The sequence below is a fragment of the Anaeromyxobacter dehalogenans 2CP-C genome (assembly GCF_000013385.1).
Taxonomy (GTDB): Bacteria; Myxococcota; Myxococcia; order Myxococcales; family Anaeromyxobacteraceae; genus Anaeromyxobacter; species Anaeromyxobacter dehalogenans_B.
The window spans coordinates 4,466,885-4,488,289 of the sequence record NC_007760.1 but is presented as its reverse complement, the minus strand read 5'-3'; the positions used below and the strand labels follow the sequence as shown (position 1 = coordinate 4,488,289).

At 76.0% G+C, this 21,405-nt stretch carries 13 protein-coding genes and 1 pseudogene; 6 read left to right on the top strand and 8 right to left on the bottom strand.

Annotated features, from left to right (window positions below):
• Positions 1 to 772: 772 nt before the first annotated feature.
• Positions 773 to 2,005, top strand: a complete 1,233-nt coding sequence (locus tag ADEH_RS20125) for an OmpP1/FadL family transporter (protein ID WP_041453728.1) — start codon at positions 773 to 775, stop codon at positions 2,003 to 2,005.
• 80 nt (positions 2,006 to 2,085) lie between these two features.
• On the opposite strand, the gene ADEH_RS20120 is transcribed toward ADEH_RS20125, so the two are convergent.
• Together ADEH_RS20120 and ADEH_RS23600 are read right to left on the bottom strand one after the other, a co-directional pair.
• Positions 2,086 to 3,612 (bottom strand): MBL fold metallo-hydrolase, encoded by a 1,527-nt coding sequence (locus ADEH_RS20120; protein WP_011422941.1) that lies wholly within the window; start codon positions 3,610 to 3,612, stop codon positions 2,086 to 2,088.
• 24 nt (positions 3,613 to 3,636) lie between these two features.
• The gene (locus ADEH_RS23600; protein ID WP_269529122.1) at positions 3,637 to 6,696 is read right to left on the bottom strand and encodes a S8 family serine peptidase; all 3,060 of its coding nucleotides are present in this window, start codon (positions 6,694 to 6,696) and stop codon (positions 3,637 to 3,639) included.
• An 825-nt stretch (positions 6,697 to 7,521) separates the two neighbouring features.
• On the opposite strand from ADEH_RS23600, the gene ADEH_RS20105 reads away from it, so the two are divergent.
• Positions 7,522 to 10,365: a penicillin acylase family protein gene (locus tag ADEH_RS20105; RefSeq protein ID WP_011422938.1), complete on the top strand. Its 2,844-nt coding sequence runs from the start codon at positions 7,522 to 7,524 to the stop codon at positions 10,363 to 10,365.
• A 161-nt stretch (positions 10,366 to 10,526) separates the two neighbouring features.
• Here ADEH_RS20105 and ADEH_RS20100 read toward each other — a convergent pair whose 3' ends face one another.
• Together ADEH_RS20100 and ADEH_RS20095 are read right to left on the bottom strand one after the other, a co-directional pair.
• Complete coding sequence (locus tag ADEH_RS20100) at positions 10,527 to 10,943, bottom strand: response regulator transcription factor (RefSeq protein ID WP_011422937.1); 417 nt, start codon at positions 10,941 to 10,943, stop codon at positions 10,527 to 10,529.
• 286 nt (positions 10,944 to 11,229) lie between these two features.
• Positions 11,230 to 11,451 carry a hypothetical protein gene (locus tag ADEH_RS20095; RefSeq protein WP_011422936.1) on the bottom strand — a complete coding sequence of 74 codons (222 nt, stop codon included), beginning with the start codon at positions 11,449 to 11,451 and terminating at the stop codon, positions 11,230 to 11,232.
• A 447-nt stretch (positions 11,452 to 11,898) separates the two neighbouring features.
• Here ADEH_RS20095 and ADEH_RS20090 point away from each other — a divergent pair, with 447 nt between their 5' ends.
• The 3 genes from ADEH_RS20090 to ADEH_RS20080 all read left to right on the top strand — a co-directional run bounded on the left by ADEH_RS20090 (position 11,899) and on the right by ADEH_RS20080 (position 14,312).
• The gene (locus ADEH_RS20090; RefSeq protein ID WP_015935079.1) at positions 11,899 to 12,180 is read left to right on the top strand and encodes a hypothetical protein; all 282 of its coding nucleotides are present in this window, start codon (positions 11,899 to 11,901) and stop codon (positions 12,178 to 12,180) included.
• An 81-nt stretch (positions 12,181 to 12,261) separates the two neighbouring features.
• Positions 12,262 to 13,704, top strand: coding sequence for an aminodeoxychorismate synthase component I (gene pabB / locus ADEH_RS20085; protein WP_011422934.1), 1,443 nt, complete (start codon positions 12,262 to 12,264; stop codon positions 13,702 to 13,704).
• Positions 13,701 to 14,312: an aminotransferase class IV family protein gene (locus ADEH_RS20080; RefSeq protein WP_011422933.1), complete on the top strand. Its 612-nt coding sequence runs from the start codon at positions 13,701 to 13,703 to the stop codon at positions 14,310 to 14,312. Before pabB ends, ADEH_RS20080 begins: the two co-directional genes overlap by 4 nt.
• Here ADEH_RS20080 and ADEH_RS20075 read toward each other — a convergent pair.
• A complete protein-coding gene (locus ADEH_RS20075) occupies positions 14,230 to 15,672 on the bottom strand; it encodes a CHASE2 domain-containing protein (protein ID WP_011422932.1) in 1,443 nt (480 codons plus the stop codon). The genes ADEH_RS20080 and ADEH_RS20075 overlap by 83 nt on opposite strands.
• A gap of 21 nt (positions 15,673 to 15,693) precedes the next feature.
• Positions 15,694 to 17,049, bottom strand: a complete 1,356-nt coding sequence (locus ADEH_RS20070; RefSeq protein ID WP_011422931.1) for a hypothetical protein — start codon at positions 17,047 to 17,049, stop codon at positions 15,694 to 15,696.
• 142 nt (positions 17,050 to 17,191) lie between these two features.
• Here ADEH_RS20070 and ADEH_RS23595 point away from each other — a divergent pair.
• Positions 17,192 to 18,700: pseudogene (locus ADEH_RS23595) on the top strand (mechanosensitive ion channel family protein); the annotation flags it as partial.
• A 349-nt stretch (positions 18,701 to 19,049) separates the two neighbouring features.
• On the opposite strand, the gene ADEH_RS22915 reads toward ADEH_RS23595, so the two are convergent.
• On the bottom strand, positions 19,050 to 20,783 hold the full coding sequence (locus ADEH_RS22915) for a B12-binding domain-containing radical SAM protein (RefSeq protein ID WP_011422929.1): 1,734 nt from the start codon (positions 20,781 to 20,783) through the stop codon (positions 19,050 to 19,052).
• Between the two features lie 58 nt (positions 20,784 to 20,841).
• The gene (locus ADEH_RS20060) at positions 20,842 to 21,300 is read right to left on the bottom strand and encodes a hypothetical protein (protein ID WP_232287357.1); all 459 of its coding nucleotides are present in this window, start codon (positions 21,298 to 21,300) and stop codon (positions 20,842 to 20,844) included.
• Positions 21,301 to 21,405 lie beyond the last annotated feature (105 nt).

Sequence of the window (21,405 nt, the reverse complement as noted above, 5' to 3'; positions counted from 1 at the left end):
GTCGTCGGGCGCCGCGATCGCCTGCGCGAGCAGCCCGCCGGCGTCGCCGGTGGCGAGCGCGGCGCGCTGGGCGAGGACGTCGCGGTCGAGCGCGGCGGCCGAGACCTCCGCGACGCGATCGGTCACCCGGGCGAGCGCGTAGAGCAGCGCGACCGCCACGAAGACCGCGATGATCATGTACAGGCTGAAGCTCGCCGTGAGCCGCGTGGCGATCTTCGCGTTGCGAAGTGTGGACATCTGACGTTCTCCCACCCTCTGCGCCGCGCCCCGCGGCGCCGCCGGACGAACTCGGACGGACGGTCCAGGTGACGGGCGGTGCAATCGGCGCGCCCCCGATCCGAGGGACGCGGTCCGCCCGCGCGGCGGGCAGGTCGTTCGCCCGCCGCTTGACCCCGATCACCGCGTCGGCACCCCCGCCGGCGCTGGTGCGCGCACGGGAGGTCGCGCGCGGCCTCGTCCCGTGGCGGGTGGTGGGTGCAGCGCTCCGCGGAGGCGACCGCTCGGCACATTGGACCATCCCGAGTTCGGGGGGCTCGCCCGTTGACCCTGGGTCCGCGGCGCCGTCACCCGGAAGCCGGAGAGTCCCGGCCGACCCGAAAGACGCGGAGTGACGGTCATTTACGGAGCGTGACGCGCACGCTGCGCGAAGGCGAAGCTGGGCCGGGGCAAGGTCACGGTGACCCGGAGTGCAGACCCTCCGATCCCGCCAGGAGGGTCGGCACGTTCCCCGCAGGGGCGCGCCCCGGGGTTCGACAACCAGGGAGAGTCAACGATGACCGGCAACAGGTGGATCGTCGCCGCGGCGCTCGCGCTGTGGGCGTCGCAGGCAGGGGCGGTGAACGGGATGCGCATGATCGGCTTCGGGCCGGTGCAGAGCGCGATGGGCGGCGCGTCGGTGGGGCTCCCGCTCGACGCGGCCACCGTGATCACCAACCCGGCGGGCCTGTCGCTGCTGGACGGCCGGGTGGACTTCGGGATCACCGTCCTCGACGCGGACGTGCGCTACCGCGCGGTCGGCGCCGCCTCGGGGCAGGAGCAGACCTCCTCGCGCCGCCCGACGCTGATCCCGGGCTTCGGCCTGGTGGTCCCGCTGGGCGACCGGCTCACGTTCGGCCTGGGCGGCTACGGCGTCGCCGGCCTCGGCGTGGACTACCCGCAGGACCTGCTGGGCGGCCGGCTGTACACGTCCTACTCCCAGCTCCGGCTCGCGCCGGGCGTCTCGTACGAGGTGATGCCCGGGCTCTCGCTCGGCGTCACGGCGAACATCATGTACGCGACGCTCGAGTACTCCGCCGGCGGCGGGCTCGGGTTGCAGCCGCGCGACGGCGCCATCTCCTACGGCGGCGGCTTCACCGTGGGCGCCGCCTGGCGGCCCGTCGAGTGGCTCACCGCCGGCCTCGCCTACGAGAGCCGCGGCTGGTTCCAGGACTTCGAGTACGAGGTCCCGGCGCACACCATCGTGGTGGACCCGGCCACCGGCACCACCGCGAACGTCGGGCCCGGCGTCGAGAAGCTCGAGCTCGATCAGCCCGACCTCCTGACGTTCGGCGTCGGCGTGCGGCCGGTGGCGGGGCTCGCCGTCGCCGCCGACGTGCAGTGGATCCGCTGGTCGCAGACGAACGGCCGGAACCAGCCGCGCCTCCAGACCGACCCGGCGCTCACCGGCGGCATGCAGCTCGACCTCGACTGGTCGGACCAGTGGGTGCTGAAGGTGGGCGCCGAGTACGCGGCGGCGAGCTGGCTGAAGCTCCGCGCCGGCTACGACTACGGCAAGAGCCCGCTGAACGCGGACCGCGCGCTCGAGAACCTGGCCTTCCCGGCGGTGCTCGAGCACCACGTCACCGCGGGCGTGGGCCTCGAGCTCGGCCGCACCTCGGTGAGCGTCGGCGGGACCTATGCGCCCGAGGGCAAGCAGACCGGGTCGAACCTCGCGCAGGGGATCGCCGCGTACGAGACCACGTTCACGGCGTGGACGCTCGACGTGGGCTTCGCGCACCGGTTCTGATCCGACGGGGCTGCGCCCCGCCCCACGGACCCAGAGCCTGCCGAAGGGTCCGTGGGGTCCCACCCCGGCACGCGCGCCGCTCACGCGTGCGCGCGCGCCCGCGGCGCGGCCCGCTCCCGCGCCCCGGCGGGCGCCTCCAGCGGCAGCGTGGTCTCCACGTGCAGCCGCTCCACCGAGACGCCGGCCAGCGCCAGCGCAGCCTGCTCGGCGTCCCCGTCCGACTTGAGCACGCGCCCGCGCGTCTTCTCCGTCAGCGCCGCGAACAGGGTGCGGGCCGGCATGGGCCACTCGCGCCGCCGCGCGACGCCCTCGTCGAGCGGGATGAACGCGGTGAGGTTGCGGCCGGACATCAGCTCCAGCCCCGGCCGCGAGGTCGCGTTGTGGCTGGCGTGGTGGCCGACCTTGTAGAACGTGACGCGCCGGAGCAGGTCCTCGCCGGTCACGGTGCGGCGCCGCCCGCCCTCGTCCACCGCGAACGTCACGTCCGGCCAGCTCAGCCAGCTGCCGAGCTGCGCGTCGCCGGGGAACAGCAGCACCTCGCCGCCGGCCTCGATCGCGAGCACGAGGCTGGTGTTGTTGGTCGCGTTGTCGAGCTGGAGCGCCAGCTCCGCCGCGGCCCCCAGCGTCGCCTCGTCGATGCGGCGCCACGGCTCGGCCTCGTACGCCGCCGCCACGCCGCCGAGGGCGCCGGCCCGGTCGAGCGGCACCCCGAGCGCCGCGTCGAACGGCTGCACCGGCCCGCCCGCGGCCGGTCCCCCGGGCGTGCCCGGCAGCTCCACGCCCAGCACGGCGGCGAGCTCGTACAGGTCCGGCGAGCCGTGGCCGCCCAGCTGCCGGATGGCGGCCTCGTCGCGCGGCGGGCCGAGGACGTACACGCGCACGCCCGGGGCCCAGGCCGGCTCCAGGACGTCGCCCGGCGACAGGTACCGCGGGCCCCGCCGCGCGAGCCCGAGCGCCGAGCGCATCATCGCGTCGATGGTCTTCTTCAGGCCGCCGCCCTTCGCGGCGGCGCCGAGCGACGCGCCGGCCGCGCCCGGGAGGAAGCCGTTGAACGCCATGAGGTCTCGCACCCCGGCCCGGAGCACGCCCAGCAGCCCCTCGCGCGGCGCGGCGTCGAGCGCGGCGGCCGCCTGCGCCGCGGCCGCGAACAGGTCGCCGCGGTACTTCTGGAGCTGCCGCGCCAGCGGGTCGGCGGGATCCTCGGTCCAGGCCACCCAGGCCTCGCCGGCGGTGACGCCGGCGTCCGCGAGGAGCGGGAAGCCGGAGAGGTGGTCGGCGTGCTCGTGCGTCGCGACCACCGCGGCGAGCCGGCCGCCGGTCACCGCGGCGACGTCCCGCGCGATCTCCTCCATGGGGACCCCGGCCCCCCGCCCCACCGTGCCGATGTCCACGAGCACGTGGGCCTCGTCGGCCGTGTCCGGCTGGAACGTGAGCAGGAAGCAGTCGCCCAGGCCGGGCCGGTACATGCGCACCCGCACCCGCGGCGCGCCGCCCTCGCGCCCGCCGCGATGCGCGGGGCGCTCGACCACCTCGTCGCGCGCCGCGTGCCTGCCGTCGGTCCTGCGCGCGCTGCCCTTCGCCGCCGTCGCCTTCCGGTTCGCTCGCATGGCGTCTCCTCTCCCTGCCCCGGGCTAGCTGCGGTGGATGGCCGCGAACGGCTCCACCCCGGTCTTCAGGGCGCGCGCGCCGAAGTAGGTGTCCCAGCCCGAGCCGGTGGCGCGGCTCTGGCCGAACGCGACCTGGCGCTCCAGGCGCGAGGCGCTGCGCAGCGACTTGCGGATGACCCAGCGGAGCGCCGCGGCCTCGCCGTCGCCCTCCCGGAGCGCCACCACCACCGTGGCCCCGCCCTCGAAGCGCACCGGCCCGAGGTCCGGCCGCGCCGCGCTCCGCGCGTCGTCGCGGTGCTGCAGCAGCTCCACGATGCACTGCGGCAGGTGTTGCCCGTCGGGTCCGATGCGCTCGGCGAAGCGGGCCGAGTGCACCTGGAACGTGGGCGCCGCCTCGAGGTCTAGCCCGAGCAGGAGCGCGTCGTCCGAGCCGGGTGGCTGCGCCGCCAGCACCGCCTTCAGGCGCTCGTGCAGCATCGCCCGGAGCGCGCGGGCGCGGTGGAACAGCACCTCCCGCGAGCTCGCGTCGAGGTGGCTGCGCGCGTGCGGGCGCAGCGCCGCGAACGCCTCGACGAGCGCGGGCGAGGGGCCCACGCCGCGCTCGGAGACCGGACCGCGCCAGAGCAGCGCGTCCTCGGAGAGCGTGCGCACGTCGCGCGGGTAGATGGCGCGCCGCCGGAACGCCTCGACGAACGCCAGCCGGTAGCCCAGGTCGTCGTCCGGCACGAGGTCGCGGTCGGCGGTGACGAGCGCGCGCAGGTACTCGCCGAAGGTGAGGTCCACCGGCGGGCAGTAGTCGAGCGCGCGGATGCACATCCGCAGCACCTGGTCGGCGGTGCGTGCCGCCTCCTCCGCCAGCCGGTTCACGAGGTCCGGCTGGAGGTCGCCGGCCGGCAGCACCCCCGAGCCGCCCGTGGCGATGCGGACCAGGTCGCGGGTGCGCCGCTCGTAGATGGAGAGGAACGCGTCGAACACCGCCGAGACCAGGATCGCGCCGCGCGCGTGCGGCTCGCGCGCCTGCTCGTACTCGGCCGGATCCGGGACGTGCCGGGCCCACACGCCGGTGACCGGGTCCCGGCGCCCGATGTAGTCGCGCAGCGCCGCGCGCGTGCCCATGGCGCGCCCGAACTCGGTGGCCAGGGCGCCGAGCAGGTTGGCCTGCGTGCGCAGCGCGCCGCGGGTGCGCGCCACCTGGTCGCGCACGATCTCCGGGAACGTGAAGTGCTGGAGCAGCGCCACCACGTCGGCGAACGCCTCGTGGAACGCCTGCATGTCCAGGTTCGTGGGCCGGTTGAACCGACGGTGCATGCCGTCGAGGAGCGCGTGGGCGGTCTCGTGCGCGGCGATGTCCTGCGACAGCGCCGTGAACACGAAGCTGCCGGGCAGGTGATCGCCGGGGTCCTCCTCGGAGGCGCGGAAGTAGCCGAACAGGAGCGCCTTGCGCGCCGGGCTGTAGTAGGCGTTCGCCTCGCGGAGCGCGTGCGGGTACACGCGCAGGCGCGGCACGTAGGTGGAGTCGTCCTGCGGGCGCTCCGGCAGCTCGCGCGGCGACCAGAGCGCCTTCCGGCCCAGCGCCTTCTCGAACCGGTCGATGGTCAGGCTCGCCACGGCGTAGGCCATCTGCTGGTGGAACTGCGGCGCGCCCTCCGACGGCGCCAGCCCCTGCTGCGCGAGGAGGTGCGGGTGGTCGAGGTCCACCGGCGCGTAGAAGCGCTGGCTGGTCGGATCGACGTCCACGACCTCCAGGTACTCGCCCACCGGCCCGGGCGCGAGCGGCTCCCAGGGGACGCGGAGCGTCACCGTGCCGATGTCGCGCGTGTCGAGCCGCTGGGCCACGCTCGGATCGAACGCGAACGCGGTGAGCTGCCGGTGGAGCGGGCGCGGCGGCTCGGGCGCGAGCGGTGCCGGGGCGCCGGGCGCCGGCGCGGGGATCGCGGCGGCCGGCGGGCGCGGCGCAGGCGGCGGGGCGGGCCGGGCGCCGCCCAGGTCCTGGCGGACGCGCGAGAGGTGCGCGCGCAGCGGCGCCGAGGCGCGGGGGTGATCGAGGAGCGCCTCCGCCACCTGGCGCAGCCGCTCGGTGGAGAGCCCCGCCGCGGCGGCGTCCGGATCCGGCACCAGCGCCTCGAACGGATTCGGCGTGGCGTCCGCCACCGGGAGCTGCGTCAGCTGGGTGGCCTCGAGCGCCAGCATCTCCAGGCGCGCGTCGGGCGCCGCGCCCAGGCCGGTGAGCACCCGGAGCAGCGACAGCGAGGCGGTGTCGCGCGGGGTCATGGGCAGGTCCGCGACCGGCGCGACCGCCAGCGCGGCCCGCGCCTGCAGCACGCCGCGCCCGACCTTCTCCGCCACCTCGGGATCCGACGGGCGCTCCGCGCTGGTGAAGAGCGCGTGGCGGACCGCCTCCACCCGCCGCCAGGGCTCGGCCAGCGCCTGGAGCGCGGGCCGGTGCGCCGCGATCCAGAGCGCCGCGGCCGCCGCGATCTGCGGCGTGGCCGACGACGTCCCCGCGCCGTTCATGTCCACGACCTGCGGCGCGCCCATCTCCGCCCACGGCATGTTGGGCGTGAAGGCGGCGAGCGCGGTCGCCATCTTGCCGGGCGGTCCCCAGCAGCCCTGCATCTTGCCGGTGGGCAGGCCGAAGTAGGGCCGCCAGTTCGCCATGATCCCGCAAGCCGCGATGACGCGCCCGAAGCGCGCCGGGTGGACGATGAAGCGGGTGGGCACGCCGAACGGCCCGAGCGCGAAGTTGTTCCCCGCGGCGGCCACGATGCACACGCCCGCCTCGTAGGCGGCGTTCACCGCCTCGGCCCAGGCGCGGGAGGCGACGCCGCCCATCGACAGCGTCACCACGTCCACGGGCCGATGCACGGTGCCCGGGTGCGCCGCGTCGTCGCCGGTGTACGGGCGCAGGGCGTAGTCGAGCGCGCGCGCCAGGGCGCTGGTCCGGAACAGCACCACCGAGTTCGCGATCCGCACCGGGATCACCTCTGCGGCCGGGGCGCCGCCCAGCCAGTCGTTCGCGAGCTGGGGGATCCGCCTGCCGGCGAGGATCGAGATCGTGCCGGTGCCGTGGCCGGGCTGACGCAGCAGGCCGTCGAGGCCCGGATCGAGGGCGCCCTTCCGCTCGCCGCCGCCCTCGAAGTCGCGGGCGTACGCCTCCGCCAGGGCCGCCGGCGTCGTGCCGTGCGCCGAGTAGCCGGTGTCCGCGTGCAGGATGGTGGCGCCGGCGCCCTCGCCGGCGGCCTCGCGCGCCGGCCGCGAGCGCGCCCGCCTCGCCGGGCGGGAAGGCCGGGAACGCCTGCACGAGATCGGGCTCGGCGTACTCCACCGCGCCGCCCGCGGCGCCCAGGCCGAGCCGCTCGACGGTGCGGTAGGCCTCCTCCCAGCCGTTCACCTCGCGCGGCTCGCCCTCGAACGCGGCGAGCGCCCACTCCGCCTGGGCGGGCGCGGCGCCCAGTCCGCGGGACGCGGCGGCGTTCGGGAACAGCGGGCGCAGCTCCAGGCCGTCGCCGAGCGCGCGCCGCGCCACGGCGGCGAAGGCCGGTGCGGCGCCGGGACGGAGCTTCAGGATCACGCCGGCGCAGCGGAGGGGAGACGTCATGGCATCCTCCCGTCGCCGTCCTCGGCGCGGGCGGAGGCGTGCCGCGAGGGCACGCGCGAGGGCCGCGGCGAGGGCGCTCGATGAGTGGAAGGACGGTGCGCGCTCCCGTGACGGCCGGTGCGGGTGATTGCGGGGCCGCCCCCAGGACCTCGCCCGCAGGCGGGAACGGCTCCGGGGCGTGGCCGAGCCGCCGAGGCACCGGATGTCCGCGAATGCCCCGGCTTTGTGAGGGGGTCCCCGGTGGCGACGTTGATCGTTTACTGCCCGGGCGCGACACCGGGGGGACCCGCAGGCCCACATTGGAGCCCCGTATGCGCGCCGCCCTCGTCGCCGCCTCCCTCGCTGCCCTCGCAGGGCTCACCTCCTGCTCGTCGCCGTCCTCTCCCGCCGGGTCCGCGACCGCCGCCGCCCGCGGCGGCACCGCGCCCGAGCGGCTGCCCGGCCTGCACGGCGCCGCGACGATCACGCGCGACGAGGCCGGCATCGCGCACCTCCGCGCCGCCGACGAGCACGACCTGTTCCTGCTGCAGGGCTGGGTGCACGCGCAGGATCGCCTGTTCCAGATGGACGTCACCCGCCGCCGCGCCGCCGGCCGGCTGGCCGAGCTGCTCGGGCCCGGCGCGCTCCCCGGCGACGTGCAGCTGCGCACGTTCGGCCTGGCGCGGGCCGCGGCGCGGAGCCTGCCGCTCCTCTCGGCGCGGGCGGTGGCCGCGCTGGAGGCGTACGCGGAGGGCGTGAACGCGTGGGCGGAGACGCACCCGCTGCCGCCGGAGTACGCCGCGCTCGAGCTGACCACGTTCGAGCCCTGGACCGTGCAGGACTCGCTGCTCTCCGCGAAGCTCATCGCGTTCGGCCTCTCGTTCGACGTGGACGACGTCGAGCGGACCGTGGCGCTCGCGACCTACCAGCAGGCGGGCGCGGCCCTGGGCTTCGACGGCGCGAAGCTGTTCTTCGAGGACCTGTGGCGCGCGGCGCCGTTCGATCCCGCCTCCACCGTGCCGGACGCGCTCGCGCCCTCGCCCGCCGCCGCGACGGCGACCCGGGCCGCCGTGACGAGCGCGGGGAAGCTGCACCCGCGCGCCGTCGAGCTCGCGGCCGAGTTCCTCGGCCGGGTGAAGGGCGACGCGTTCCTGCGGCGGCTCACCGATCGCGAGGAGCGCGACGGCTCCAACCAGTGGGTGATCGCGGGCGCGCACACCGCCGGCGGCAGCCCCATGCTCGCGAGCGACCCGCACCTCGCGCTCGGCGCGCCCTCCACCTTCTACCCGGTGCACCTGCAGGCCGGACCGTTCGACGTCATCGGCAACAGCTTCGCCGGCGTGCCGTCGGTGGTGGTCGGGCACAACCGCCACCTGGCCTGGGGCGCGACCGTGGACCCGTTCGACGTCACCGACGTCTACCAGGAGCAGGTGGTGCCCGACCCGAGCTCGCCGAGCGGGCTCGCCACCGTGTACCAGGGGACGCTCGAGCCGGTGATCCCGTACCCGGAGGCCTACCTCGCGAACGTGATCGGCGACGCGGTGATGAACGACGTCGTCCCGGTGCCGCCCGGGAACGGCATCCCCGCCGCGACGCTGGTCGTGCCGCGGCGCAACCAGGGCCCCATCATCCAGCTCGACCCGGCCACCGGCGTGGCGCTGTCGGTGCAGTACACCGGCTTCTCCGGCACCCGCGAGCTGGACGCGTTCCTCGGCTACGACCTCGCGCGCGGCATCGACGACTTCGTGACGGCCATGCGCCACTTCGACGTGGGCTCGCAGAACTTCTGCTACGCCGACGACGCCGGCAACATCGCCTACTTCACGCACTCGGCCGTGCCGGTGCGCGAGGACCTGCAGCAGGGGCTCGTGGACGGGCTGCCGCCGTTCTTCATCCGCGACGGCACCGGCGGCAACGAGTGGCTGCCGGTGCAGCACCCGCAGCCGCTCCAGGTGGTGCCGTACGAGGTGGTGCCGCTCGAGGAGCTGCCGCAGATCGTGAACCCGCCCGCGGGCTTCGCCGTCAACGCGAACAACGACCCCGCCGGCCTGACGCTCGAGAACGCGCCGCTCACCAAGGTGCGCCCCGGCGGCGGCATCTACTACCTCGCGCCCGGCTTCGACGCCGGGTTCCGCGCCGGCCGCATCACGCGCCGCGTGAAGGAGGTGCTCGCCGCCGGGAAGATGACGTTCGAGCAGATGCAGTCGATCCAGGCCGACGTGACGCTGCTCGACGCGGAGGTGCTGGTGCCGTACCTCACCGCGGCGCTGGAGCACGCGCGGCGCGAGGGCGCGCCGGCGCCGCTCGCGGCGCTCGGCGCCGACGCCGCGGTCGCGGACGCGGTGGCCCGGCTCGCCGCCTGGGACGGCTCGACGCCGACCGGGATCCCCGAGGGCTGGGACGACGCCGATCCGCCCGGCGAGCGCGCGCCGCCGTCGGCGGCCGAGGTCCAGGCGAGCGTCGCCGCGACCATCTACTCGACCTGGCGCGGCCAGGCGATCCGCAACGTCATCGACTCGAAGCTCGGCGCGATGCCGCTCCCGCCCAGCCAGCAGGCCATGACCGCGCTCCGCAACCTGCTCGACCGCTTCGACGCGCAGCAGGGCGTGGGCGCGTCCGGGATCGACTTCTTCGCCGTGCCCGGCCTGGACGCGAGCCCGGCCGACCGGCGCGACCTCGTGCTCCTGAAGAGCCTCGCGGACGCGCTGGCGCTCCTCTCCGGCCCGGACTTCGCCGCGGCCTTCGGCGGCTCGACGAACCCCGACGACTGGCGCTGGGGCAAGCTCCACCGGATCGTCTTCGCGCACCCGATGGGCGGGCCGTTCAGCGTGCCGCCCGCGTTCGGCGCGTTCCCGGCGCCGCTCCCCGGGCTTCCCGGCATCCCCACCGACGGCGGCTTCGGCGCGGTGGACGCGTCCTCCCACGGCGCGCGCGCCGCGTCCGCGAACGCGTTCATGTTCTCGAGCGGCCCGTCCAACCGGCTGGTGGTCGAGCTCTCGCGCGGCGCGGTGAAGCGGGCCGAGTCGGTGTGGCCCGGCGGCGCGAGCGCGGTCCCCGGGGAGTGGAACTACCTCAACCTGCTCCCGCTCTGGCTGTCCAACGACACCGTCCCGCTCTTCACCCGCGCGTCCGACCTCGGCAAGGACACGCACGACGTGGTCCAGCTCGTGCCGTAGTCACGTCGATCCGCTCGTGGTTCGACAGGCTCACCCCGAGCGGATGATCGAACGAATCCGCTCACCCTGAGCGTAGGCCGCGCCGTAGGCGCGGCCGGAGTCGAAGGGTCACCCGGAGTGTGTCGAAGCGCGGGCGGTCCCCCGAGCCGGCGCTCGGGGCGTCACTGCGCGGCCGCCGGCGCCTGGGAGGCCGGCGGCCGCCGCTGCACCGCGCTCCGCACCGCGCTCACGAGCTGGCGCCGGCCGAACGGCTTGAACAGCACCGGCGCCGGCGCGAGCAGCGCCTTCACCGCCGGGGCGGCGAGGCCGGTGGTGAACAGCACCGGCACCTGCTCCAGCTCCGGGTAGCGGTGCAGCGCCTCCGCCACGCCGAGCCCGCCCGAGTCCGGCAGCATCACGTCGATGACCATGACCTGCGGGTGATCGCGCAGCGCCGCGCGCACCGCATCCGCCCCCGTCGCGACCAGCGTCACGTCGAAGCCCGCGCCCGCGAGGCAGCCCGCCATGGCGACGCGCAGGTCGTCGTCGTCCTCGACCAGCAGCACCTTCGGCTGCGCGGTTTCACGGTGGTCTTCCATGGTGGCTCCCGTGGGGTGAGGGTGGGCGCGCCCGCTCGCGGGGAGGTCTCCGCTCGCAGTGCCGGAACGCATGTCGTTGAACCACGAGACAGGCGCCGCATTCCGGAGAAGATCGCCGCCGATCGGGGCGCGACCATTCCGGTGAGGTGACGATGCGGCGACACGACGCGACTCGAGAATCGGTCGGACGGAGCGTCGGGCTCGACCGCGAGGCGAGGGGCCCGGCGCGCGGGAGCGGGTGGAGCGGTCGTGGCGGACGGGCGCCGCCACGACCCCGGACGCTACTTCACTTCGCCTTCGGAGCTGCCTTCGTCTCCTTGGCCGGCGGCGCGGCGGCCGCGCCCTTCGACGCGTCGTTCGCGCCCTTCTCGCGCTGCGCGGCGTTCTTCGCCGCCTTGGCGTCGGCCTTCGTCTTCACGTCGGCCGCGGCGGCCGCCCTCGCCTCCGCCTGGGCCGGCGTGTCCACGTGAGGCTGGGCGTTTCTCTTCTCGAGATCCTTGAAGCTCATGCGCGTTGCCTCTCTTGCGTGCGCGGCGCGGCGACGGACGAGCGCGCGCGGACGCTGTCCGCGCGTGCGCGCTGCGGGCCTTCGCCGTGCGGAGGTCCGTGTGCGGACCTTCAATCGGTTGTCGGGGAGTGGGCGGCGCGGCGCCGATCGGACCGTGCGCCCTGGTCCTCCCGAGGCGGGAGGCTCTCGGTGGATGTAATCGAAGGACGGGGAGATGTCGACCCGTCGCCCTGAGATGACCGCCGCCGGCGCGGCGAGCGCCGGGGCGCTCCCGGTGGTATACCGGTGTCAGCCGGCGCAGCTCGCCGGCCTCCAGGACGCCGTGAACGACACGGCGGAACTCACCCGCGCCACCCTTCGTGCCACGACGAGCCGCTGCGCGCCCCAGGGCGCGCGGTGCGCGGCGGGTGCGCGACCACGGCGGCGCCGGCACGGAAGCGACCAGACATGGTTCCGGATCCGGGACGAGACGCGTCGAAGGGCGGCACGCTGAAGGCGGTCCTGACGGCGCTGCGCGAGCAGCTGATCGACCCCGTGTTCGGGCCGCTCGGACGCCTCGCCTGGTGCCGCAAGCAGCGCCGCCTCCTGCGCGGCTCCGATCGATCGGTGGTGTGGGTCCGCGGCGCCGCGGTCGAGTGGGCGGAGTGGGGCGCGCGCCACGGCTACTTCGAGGTGGAGCGCATGGACGGGCTGTCCTACCTGCGCGTGCTCGGCGCGCCGGCGGCCTGAGCCGGCCGCGCGCCCGGCGGGCCGCGTCCCAGGTGCGGGCCCGGCTGGTGGGCCGGCCTCGGGACGGCGTAGAACGCCGCGATGCTCGCCCCGCGCGCGGTGACCTTCCAGGCGGCGGTCGAGGCGCTCGACCTCGGCGTCGAGGGCTTCGAGCGGTGCGTGGACGCGCTCCGGCGCAGGCCCGGGCTCGTGCTCCTCGACAGCCGCGCGGTGGACGGCCGCCTGGGGCGGTTCTCGTTCGCCTGCTTCGATCCGTTCGCGACGCTGGTGGCGCGCGACGGCCAGGTCGAGCTGCGGCGCTGGACGGGCGAGCGGGCGACGTTCCAGGGCAAGGCGCTGGACGTGCTGGAGCGGCTGCTCGCGGCGCACCGGCTCGAGGCCGCCGGCCTGCCCGCGCCGTTCGTGGGCGGGGCCGCCGGCTACCTCGGCTACGGGCTCGCGCGCGAGCTGGAGCGCCTGCCGCGCGCCGCGCGCGACGCGAGCGGCGCCCCGGACGCCGTGCTCGGCCTCTACGATCGCGTGCTCGTGCTCGATCGCGTCGCGGGCCGGGCGTACCTCGCCTGCCTCGCCTCGCCCGACCTCCCGGGCCGCGCGCCCCTCGGCGAGGTCCGGCGCGCGGTGCTCGAGGCTGCGCGGCGGCGCACCGCGCCCGACGACGCGGCGACGGACGACGCGGCGCCGGACGAGCCGCTCTCGCGCGACCTGACGCGCGACGCGTACCTCGCGGCGGTGCGGCGCATCCAGGACCACGTCGCCGCCGGCGACGCGTACCAGGTGAACTTCACCGGGCGCTGGTTCGCGCCGGTGCGCGGGCGCGATCCCTGGGCGCTCCACCGCCGCCTCATGCGGCTCAACCCGGCGCCGTTCGCGGCCTGGCTCGGCTTCGACGACGTGCAGGTGTCGTGCGCCTCGCCGGAGCGCTTCCTGCGGGTGGACGGCGCGGACGTGGAGACGCGGCCGATCAAGGGGACCGCGCCGCGCGGTACGACGCCGGAGGGGGACGCGAACCTGCGGGCGGCGCTGCTCGCGAGCGCGAAGGACCGCGCCGAGCTGGCCATGATCGTGGACGTGGCGCGGAACGACCTCGGGCGCGTGTGCGCGCCCGGCTCGGTGCGGGTGGACGCGTTCCCCGAGATCGAGCGCCACCCCTCGGTCCACCACCTCGTCGCGACCGTGCGCGGCCGGCTCGCGCCCGGGCGCGGCGTCTGCGACCTGTTGCGCGCCGCGTTCCCCGCCGCCTCGATCACCGGCGCGCCCAAGATCCGCGCCATGGAGATCGTGGACGAGCTGGAGCCGGTCGCGCGGGGCGTGTACACCGGCAGCATCGGCTACCTCGGCTTCCAGGGCACCGCGGACCTGAACGTCGCCATCCGCACGATCGTCGTCGCGGGCGGCCTCGTGCACCTGCACGCCGGCGGCGGCATCGTGGCCGACTCGGTGCCCGAGGCCGAGCACGAGGAGGCGGGGCTGAAGGCCCGCAACCTCATCCGCGCCGTCGCGAGCTGGCACGAGGTGGCGAGGTGAGCGGGCTCCTGCTGCTGGAGGCGCTGCGGTGGGAGCCGGCGGGCGGCTGGTTCCTGCTCGACCGGCACCTCGCGCGCCTCGCCGGCGCCGCGGCGCACTTCGGCCATCCCTTCGATCCGGCCGCGGTCCGGGCGGCGCTCGAGGGCGCGGTGGCCGGGCTCGACGGCGCGCGCAAGGTCCGGCTCGAGCTCGCGGCCGACGGCCGCCTCGCGGTGGAGGCGCTGCCCCTCCCGTCCTCGCGGCCGCTCCGCGGCGCGCTGGCCCCCGACCCGGTGGACTCCGCCGACGCCTTCCTCCGCTTCAAGACCTCGCGCCGGGAGCCGTACGAGCGCGCCCGCGCCAGCCGGCCGGACGCCGACGAGGTGATCCTCTGGAACGAGCGCGGCGAGCTCACCGAGACCAGCACCGGCAACCTGGTGCTGGAGCGCGGCGGGCGGCGGCTCACCCCGCCAGCGTCCGCCGGGCTCTTGGCCGGCACCTTCCGCGCGAACCTCCTCGAGGCCGGCGAGCTCGAGGAGGCGGCGCTCACGCTGGGCGACCTCTCGCGCGCCGAGCGGATCTGGCAGGTGAGCTCGGTGCGGGGCTGGGTGGAGCTGGTGCGCCGCTGACGGCGGATGACGGAGGCGCCGGCGCGCTCCCGAGCGTGCGCCGGAGCAGCGCCAGGAGCGCCACCAGCGGCCACACTGCCGCCACCGGATACGCGACGTCCAGCCACACGTTCCACAGCCACATCGCGAGCACGGCCCCGGCGACCACGAACGCGGTCACCGCGGCCGCGACCCCGAGGAGCTTCCGGATCGACGCGCCGGCGTCGGCGAGCGCGGAAAGCAGGTAGCAGGCCACCAGGACGATCAGGGCGCCGCACCAGGGCGGCGGCCGCCGGATCCATCCGCCGGTGAGCAGCGATCCGACGGCGGCGGCGTGGAGCTCCACGCCCAAGCGCGGGCCGAACGGGGTCTGGAAGGTTTCGGCAGCGGACCGCTCGCCGACGAGCAGCAAGCGGTCCTTCAGGTCCGTGAGCGCGAGATCCTCGGAGGTGATGGCTGGGAAGGCGTCGCGAGGGAAGACGAGCTGCATCAGCTCGCCGTCCGGCCCCACTGGCCGGCCCGCCAGTTGCGCCGCCACCTGGAGCGCGAGCGACTCCTTGCCGCGCGGCGTCCTCAGGCCCACGCTGCGGACGAGGTCGTCCGCGTCGCGGTACGCGAGCAGGTGGCCCCGGCGATTCCGCGGGAAGCAGGACTCGAGCGCTGGCGCATACGCTTCGGCGTGGACGTGCGGAGCCTTCACCGTGCGTTCGCCGACGATCACCGGCCTGCGGGCGCGCTGGACGGCGGCGCACAGGAGCGCATCGGCGTCCGAGGGCTCCTTCCCGAAGTAGAAATCGAACGCCACGCCGGCCGCCCCGGCCTGCTCGGCCCGTGCGATCAGCCGTGCCAGCTCGAAGCGCTCCGCACCCCGGCTCGTGGCGGGCCCTGGCGCCGGCTCGACCAGGATCACGAGCGGCACCTGGTCGGCTGCGTACCGGCGCGCGACGCGGTAGCGCCAGTCGCCCCATCCAGCGGGCAGGAACCGGTGCCGCAGCGGCTCGTGCTCGTAGACCGCCGTGGTGCGGGTCAGGACCAGCAGGTCCGCCGCGCCTGCCACCGCGAAGACGGCCAGGTAGCAGACGAGGAACGCGCGCATGGGGCCGCGCAGCCGGAAGCTGCGGCGCCGCATCACCGCCTGCCACGCGATCCAGGCGGCGACCGCCAGCGGCACCACGAACCACAGGACGTGCCAGGGCTGCGAGGTGACGCGCGCGCTCAGCCGGCCGACGACCCACTGGATCACCGCGAGCGGGACGCCGATCAGCGCCGCCTCCAGCAGCCGCTCCCGCCAGCGCTCCATGCGCTCCGGCCAGAGCACGCCCTGCGGCGCGCCGTGATCGCCGCCCGCCTGGGCCTCGCCCGCGAGTCGTTCACCGGGCACGCCCGCTCCTCCTCCGGGCCGCTACTCGACCCGGACCGTCACCTCGGCGCGCGCCGGCGCGAAGCCCTCCCGCGTCGCCTCCACCGAGAGCACGTACGCCGGCGCGCACTGCCGGCAGCCCCAGACCGTGACGAAGATCCCGTTCGCGCCGGTCCGTCCCGCGGCCTCGGCCGCACCCGCGGCGCCCGGGACCGCGTGGCCGAACGAGCCGCCGCCCGCGGCGATGCGCACGCGGGCGCCCTGCACCGGCGCGCCGTCGCCGGTGGTCACGCGGACCCGGATGCGCGTCTCCCCGAGGACGTGGATCGCGGGCGGCTCGGCCAGGGCGTGCACCTGCAGCGTGGCGAGGGCGCCCGGGACGGCGAGGACGCCGCCCGGCGGCGCCGGGCGCCGGACGACCTTCGGATCGAGCTTGCGGGCCCGGAGCGCCTGCTCCACCGCCGGCGCGCCGAGGTCGCGCAGCGCCGCCTCGCGCGTCGCCGCCCGGGTCTCCTCGCCGCGCTGCCGGTACACCGCGGCGCTCAGCGCCAGGGTCGCGACCTCCAGCTCCTGGCTCCTCGGCGCGACCGCCACCGCCCGGTCGAGCTGGTGCAGGCTGGTCGCGCCGGTCGCGGCGAAGCGCACCTGCTGCTCCACGAGCTTCAGCCGCGCGTCCGCGTCGCCGGGACGCTGGAGGACGGACAGGTACGCCGTCTCGAGCTGCTTCACCACCGTCGGGCGCACGCCCTGCGCCAGGCGGCTCGCGTCCACCACCGCGTACAGCCTGGCGGCGGCCTCGAGCTGAGGCGCGGTGAGCGCGGTCTCCACGCGGCGAGCCCCCTGCATCGAGAGGACCGCGCCCGCCTGGAGCGCCCGGGCCGACCCGCCGCCCGCGGCCGCAGGTCGTACCGCCACCTCCCCGTCGAACACCGCGAGCTCGGTCCGGACGCCCTCCGCGTCGCGCGAGACCGCCGCGCGGTACTGCGTCCGCTCGGCGCCGGCCGTCACGTCGCCCAGCCCGAGCCCGGTGGAGCGATCGCCGGTCATGTACGCGTCCCCCGCGAACAGGTCGAGCAGGCACGTCCGCCCGTCGCTCGCCGGCATGATCGCCACCCGGAACGCGCCCGTCAGCGTCACCGACGCGGCCTCCGAGCACGCCAGGACGACCGTGAAGGCTCCGCCGGCGCTCCGAAGCTCGTCGCCCACCTCCAGCGTGTCGCCCACCGCGAGCCGAATCGGCTGCGCCTCGCCGAAGCGGATCCGCTCCACGTTCGCTGCCGCCTCGAGCGCGGCGCCGTCCGGGCCCACGATGGTCGCGACGGTCGTCGCTGCGGCGGCGCGCACCGGGAACGAGGAGAGGGCGAGGACGAGGAGCGCGGCGCTGGCGCGGCGTCCCATGGCTCACCTCCGGGCAGACCGGGTGTGCCTGCGCCGTGAGTGTAGGCGCACCGATCGTGGCGCTGCCACCGGGAGCGCAGGCCCGCTCCGACGGGTGTGACCGCGTGGCGAGGCGGCGAGCGCCGGGCCCTGGCCGGCAGACATGCGGGCGCACGCCCGCCCACCTTGGCGCGGCCCCGAGTTCGTGCTGTGCTGCCGCGCCGTGAACGCCTCGCGAAAGCTGACGATCCTCCTACTCGTGCTGCTCCTCGGCGCCGCCAGCGCCGGGATCTTCCTCACGCGCGATCGCGGCGCTCCCGATGCGAACGCGGGCGGCGCGGCTCCGGCGGGCGCGCCGGCCCCCGCAGCGGCGCCAGGCGCCGGGCAGGCGGGCGCGGGGGGGCAGGGCGGCGGGCAGGTGCAGCCCGGCGGCCAGCGCCCCCGGCGCACCCGGCTCGTGGACATGCGGCCGCTCCTCACCGCGAAGCAGCTCTCCGCGTTCGCGAGCACGCCCGAGGAGCAGGAGCTCTCCCGCCAGGCCGAGCGGCTCGCCGACCACGCCATCGACCTCGCGTTCGCGGTGGCGATGCGCGACGCCGCCGAGAGCGTGCCCGAGCAGACGCCGGAGCTGAAGGCGCTCGCCGACGCGCGGGCCCGGGCGCAGGCTGCGGTGGACGCGGCCGAGGGGCGGGTGGCCGCGCTCGAGGCGAGGGTGAAGGCCGCGCCGGAGCGCGAGCGCGTCGAGCTGGAGGATCAGCTCGAGGTCGCGCGGGCCGAGCTGGAGCTCGAGAACAACGAGCTCGCCTCCGCGACCGATCAGCTCCAGCGCGCCGGCGGCGATCCGCAGGTGCGCATCCGCCGCCTGCGCGAGGTGTACGACGCCGCGCAGAAGGAGCCGCGGCCGCCGGTCGCGGCGGCGCCCGCGACCGCGCCGAGCCTGCTCTCGCGCTGGCGGGGGTGGAGCTGGCACCGCGCCAAGGCGGCGCAGCTCGCGGCCGCGCAGGCCGACGTCCAGGATCGCGCGCAGCGGCTCGCGAAGCGGCGCGACGACCTCGTCGCGCGCAAGAAGCGCGAGGCCGAGGAGCGCGAGGCCGCGAAGGCGTCCGCCGCGCGGGTGGCCGCCGGCGAGGCGGCCGCGGCCGACCGGGCCGCGAAGGCCGAGGCGGTGAAGGCGCTCCAGCGCTTCAGCGACGACCAGCGCCGGCTCGCCACGATCGGGCGGCGCCTGCAGGACCTGAACGAGCTCGCCGACACCTACGGCCAGTGGCGCGAGGTGGTGCAGGGCCACGCCCGCGCCGCGCTGCACCGGCTGCTGTGGGGCGTGCTGGCCTTGCTCGCGGTGGTGGCGGCCGGGTTCGGGCTGGGCGAGGTGGTGGACCGGTTCTTCCGCAAGCGCGCGAAGGAGCGGCTGCGGGTCGAGACCGTGCGCACGGTCGCGCGCCTCGGCGTGAACGTGGTGACGGTGCTCGTGGCGCTGTTCGTCGTGTTCGGCGCGCCCGGGCAGGCCACCACCGTCCTCGGCCTCGCCGGCGCCGGCCTCACCGTCGCGCTGAAGGACTTCATCGTCGCGTTCTTCGGCTGGTTCATCCTCATGGGCCGCAACGGCATCCGCGTGGGCGACTGGGTGGAGATCAAGGGCGTGGGCGGCGAGGTGGTGGAGATCGGCCTGTTCCACACCGTGCTGCTCGAGACCGGGAGCTGGAACGACGCCGGCCACCCCACCGGCCGCCGCGTGTCGTTCGTGAACTCGTTCGCCATCGAGGGCCACTACTTCAACTTCTCCACCTCCGGCCAGTGGATGTGGGACGAGCTGCGGCTGCTCGTGCCGCTCGGCCGCGACCCGTACCCGGTCATCGACGGCGTGCAGCACCTGGTCGAGAAGGAGACCGAGGCGAACGCGAAGGCGGCGGAGGGCGAGTGGCGGAAGACCACCTCGCGCTACGCCGTGCAGAGCTTCTCGGCCGTGCCCGGCATCCAGGTGGTGCCCGCCGCGAACGGCATGGAGGTGGTGGTCCGGTACATCACCCGCGCCAGCCAGCGCCACGACGCGCGCCAGCGCCTGTACCGCGCCGTGCTCGAGCTGATGCACGGGAAGCGCGGGGACGCGGGGCAAGGGAGCCCGGGCGGTCCGGCCGGGCCGGGCGAGGCGCGCGGCGGGGCGCGCTGAGCAGGAGGCGCGGCCGCGGCGCGTCGTGGCCGTTCGCCTCCATGACCCCGCGCAGGCGGCGCGCGAGGTCGAGATCCGCCTCGCGGGCGACGCGGGCCAGCTCCAGCAGCCCTGGCCAGGCGGCGAGGCACCCGTCCACCGAGCGGGCCTCGAGCACGTCGAGGGCGCGCCGGACCGCTGCGATCGCGAGCGCGTTCCCGCGGGCGGTGAGGTGCCGGAGCGCGGCGTGGTAGGCGCGCGTGCCCGCGCCCGCGCCGCCGAAGCGGGTCGCGAGCTCGAGGTCGAACGCGGCCATGCGGCTCGCGCTCACCAGGCCGTCCGGCCCGAAGTTGCGCTCGTGGAACGCCTCCGACAGGAACCCCTGGAGCAGGTCCAGCCGCGGGTCCCGGAACGCGTAGTCCGGCGCCGCGTCGGTGCCGGCGAGCCGCCCCTCGGCCGCGAGCCGCGCCGCGATCGCGGTCCCGACGTAGGGGAACATCTTGGTGAAGTGGACCGAGGCGTCGCCGCGGCGGCCGAGGTCCTCGAGGAAGCCCACGCTCTCGCGCACCGACGCGAAGGTGGAGTCCGGGTCGAGCAGCATGAAGCCGTAGTCGAACGCGAGCCGCAGCCGGCGCAGGAGCGCGACGCCGCGGCGCACGTCGTCCACCGTGAAGCGCTTGTTGCACGTGCGCAGGCCCTGCTCCGAGCCCGACTCGATGCCGAGGTACACCCACGTCAGCCCCACGCCCCGGAGCCGCCGGAGCAGGTCCGCGTCGAGGTCGTCCACGCGGCAGGAGATGCGCCAGGCGATGCGCCGGCCCAGCCCGCGCGCCTCCAGCTCCCGCGCGAACGCCTCGATCCAGGCGCGCGCCCGAGGGCCGCGGGTGGCGAGGTCGTCGTCCTTGAAGATGAAGACCCGCACGCCCTTCGCCTCGTGGAGGACCTGCATCTCGTCCGCCACGTTCCCCGGCGAGCGGGTGCGCCGTCGCGGACCCGGCGGCTCGCCGTAGAACGTCTGGACCGAGCAGAAGGAGCAGTCGTAGTGGCAGCCGCGGCTCGCCGCGAGGGAGGCGATCCCGACGTCGCGTGCCGCGAGCGTCTCGCGGCGGCGCAGCGGGAAGGGCAGCGCGTCGAGGTCGGGGACGAGCGGCCGCGGCGGCGTCGCGATGGGAAGGCCGCGGTCGCGGAACGCGAGCCCGGGGATCTCGCGCCACCGCGCCGGGCGGTCCAGCGCGCGGACCAGCTCGAGCAGCGTGACCTCGCCCTCGTGCCGGACCACGGTGTCGAGGCCCGGGACGAGCGCGAGCGTTCGGGCCCAGGCGAGGCTGGGGAAGTGGCCGCCCATGGTGAAGTGGGCGGCGACCCCGTTCGCGCGCAGGTACGCGACGAGGTCGGCGAAGTCCGGGAGCATCCCCTGGAAGATGAGCGAGAACCCCACCAGCCGGGGGCGGCGCGCGCGCAGGTAGGCGAGCAGATCCCGGCGGACGCCCGCGCGGTAGGGCGCGAGGTCCACCGTCACGCCCGCCTGCGCGAGGTAGGCGGCGAGGGACCGCAGGCCGAGGTTCTCCTCGTCCTCGTAGCCGACCAGGACGACGTCGCAGGCCGCCATCGCCGCCTCCGCGCGCGGGGCAGGAGGTCCGCGCGCTCCTGCCCCGGGCCGTGAAGCCCTACCGCTTCGCCTCGATCGCGACCGCCGACGCGTTCAGGTACTCGATCGCCTGCTTCAGCGAGGCGACCTGGTGATCCCGGACGAACCGGAGGAAGTCGATGGGGCGCAGCTCGGGCGGAGGGTCGCCGCCCGGATCGAACGGGGGGATGCGCGTCTGCAGCTTCTCCGGGAAGCGCGAGAGGAGCTTGAACTCCTCCTCGGCGAGCTCGACCTGTTCCTCCATGGACCGCACCGCAGCGCGGATCCGGCGCACCCGCAGGTCGGCCATCTGCTTCAGCGCGGCGGCGTCCAGCGCCCCGCGGTCGATGCGGCCGAACAGCGAGTCGCGCCAGCTCGCGAAGCCAGGCCCCGGATCCGCCACCGGTCCGAAGTGCCAGCCCCCGGCCCAGGGGCCGCGCAGGCCCGCGATGCTGCCGGCCAGCGCCTCCGGGCCCGGGTCCGCGATGGGACCGAACACCGGGTGCAATCCGCCGGTCGGGACCTTCGCCCTGCGTGACACCCTCCGCGTGGCCCGGGCCTTCTTCCTCGTCGCCATGGTCTCCCCCTTCGCGTTGCGTGAAGC